The organism is Candidatus Accumulibacter aalborgensis, from assembly GCF_900089955.1.
Taxonomy (GTDB): domain Bacteria; phylum Pseudomonadota; class Gammaproteobacteria; order Burkholderiales; family Rhodocyclaceae; genus Accumulibacter; species Accumulibacter aalborgensis.
Window position 1 is genome coordinate 1 of record NZ_FLQX01000062.1, and the last position, 1,531, is coordinate 1,531.

4 protein-coding genes are annotated in these 1,531 nt (G+C 58.9%); all 4 read left to right on the top strand.

Going from position 1 to position 1,531, the window contains the following annotated elements; translation table 11 throughout:
• Positions 1-215 precede the first annotated feature (215 nt).
• The gene (locus tag ACCAA_RS04535; protein ID WP_186406057.1) at positions 216-596 is read left to right on the top strand and encodes an antitoxin Xre/MbcA/ParS toxin-binding domain-containing protein; all 381 of its coding nucleotides are present in this window, start codon (positions 216-218) and stop codon (positions 594-596) included.
• Between the two features lie 61 nt (positions 597-657).
• Positions 658-876, top strand: a complete 219-nt coding sequence (locus tag ACCAA_RS04540; RefSeq protein WP_186406058.1) for a hypothetical protein — start codon at positions 658-660, stop codon at positions 874-876.
• On the top strand, positions 855-1,148 hold the full coding sequence (locus ACCAA_RS04545) for a BrnT family toxin (RefSeq protein WP_186406059.1): 294 nt from the start codon (positions 855-857) through the stop codon (positions 1,146-1,148). Before ACCAA_RS04540 ends, ACCAA_RS04545 begins: the two co-directional genes overlap by 22 nt.
• On the top strand, positions 1,138-1,422 hold the full coding sequence (locus ACCAA_RS04550; RefSeq protein WP_186406060.1) for a hypothetical protein: 285 nt from the start codon (positions 1,138-1,140) through the stop codon (positions 1,420-1,422). The genes ACCAA_RS04545 and ACCAA_RS04550 overlap by 11 nt, the downstream gene beginning before the upstream one ends.
• The last annotated feature ends 109 nt before the right edge of the window (positions 1,423-1,531 follow it).

Below are 1,531 nucleotides of genomic sequence, written 5' to 3' on the forward strand. Positions count from 1 at the left end.
CGGCCAATGACGCGGGTCTTCGAGGCGCTTGGCAGCCGGCCAGGACGTTTCCAGCACTCTCGCCAGCTCGGCCAGCGGCCTGTCGCCCCGCGCCCGACGTACCAGCAGTGCAGATTGCGTCTTGGCATCCGGCGCGGTCAAGTCCCTTCCAAGTCATCAAAAAATGTCCAGGAGAAAGATGGGATGTCTATAATTTCCACAGAAAGGAAAGCGAGATGCCGAAGACAAGCCTTCAAACGGCCAGTACAGCCCAGCCAGCAGCAGTTCTGTCCAAGGCGGTGACACGAGCCGCGGATCTCCTTGATCTACCGCGCTCCCTGCTCGCCCGGGTACTCGGCGTCAGTGCGTCGACGGTCATCAGGCTGTACGCGGGCGAGTATCAACTCGACCAGAAGCGCAAGGAATGGGAGTTTGCCCTGTTGTTCATTCGCGCCTTCCGTTCGCTGGATTCCATCGTCGGCGAGGAGGGTACGGCGCGCAAGTGGCTGGCCAGTCACAACCGCGGACTCAACGGTCGCCCTGTCGATCTGATCGGGACTACGGAAGGACTGGTTCGTGTCGTCCAGTACCTGGACGCCTCTCGCGGTCTCGTCTGAAGCCAGGGACTGGCGCGCCTCGATCTGGCGCATCGTGGAGGCGCAGCACGTGGCATCGACGATGAAGATCGTCGATGACGCTGCCGAGCAGGATCTTCTCGAATCCCTGCTGGAAACCGGCAAGCCGCCCTTGCCAGACCCCACTGACGGGCTCGACTATCTGCTCGTATCGCCAGGGCTGCCGGTGTGGGTGCCAACTGGGCAAGGAAACCGGCCTCGGAGTATTGACAAAGTAAACACTCGCCCTAGAATTGCCCGATGGACATTCGTTTTCAACTGAACGGCGATCTGTTTGTGTGGAACGAGCACAAGGCAGCGAAGAACAGGCGCAAGCATGGTGTCCGGTTCGAGGAAGCCGCCAGTGTTTTTTCTGATCCGCTGGTCGTTCTGGTGGATGCATCGCGCCAGGACGAAACGAGGGACGCGGCCATTGGATTTGATGCGCTTGGCCGCCTCCTGTACGTGGTCCACATCGAGATCGATGATTCTTGCATCCGCATCATTTCCGCACGCCGAGCAGAACCTGAAGAGGAGACTTTGTATGCTGTCTGACCGCATGAAGAAGCGGCTGGTAAAAGACCGGCCAATGACCACGATTACGCTGCGCATTCCGGTGGACGTGGTGGAATCGCTCAAGGAAATCGCGCCGCAAAAGGGGCTTTCTGGATACCAGACACTGCTGAAGTTGTACATCAGCGAAGGTTTGCGTCATGACGAGGAAAAATACGCAGGCAGTTCGGTGGCGAGGCTGATCGAAGCTCTCAAGAAGCTCGGTGTGCCGGACGATGTGTTGGCAGAGGCGTCTCGGGAACATGAGGCTGCGTAAGGAAGCCACGACTACGCTGGAGCCACTCAGACAAGCACTTCAAGCCCCTTGTTAACGGCGTCGTCATTCCGTAGAAATCTGGCGTCGACAGTTTTGCAGCGTAGCCCGC

What these genes read in the sequence shown, in the direction of transcription:
- ACCAA_RS04535 (WP_186406057.1), top strand. Translation starts at nt 216, where the DNA reads ATGCCGAAGACAAGCCTTCAAACGGCCAGTACAGCCCAGCCAGCAGCA.
- ACCAA_RS04540 (WP_186406058.1), top strand. Translation starts at nt 658, where the DNA reads ATGAAGATCGTCGATGACGCTGCCGAGCAGGATCTTCTCGAATCCCTG.
- ACCAA_RS04545 (WP_186406059.1), top strand. Translation starts at nt 855, where the DNA reads ATGGACATTCGTTTTCAACTGAACGGCGATCTGTTTGTGTGGAACGAG.
- ACCAA_RS04550 (WP_186406060.1), top strand. Translation starts at nt 1,138, where the DNA reads ATGCTGTCTGACCGCATGAAGAAGCGGCTGGTAAAAGACCGGCCAATG.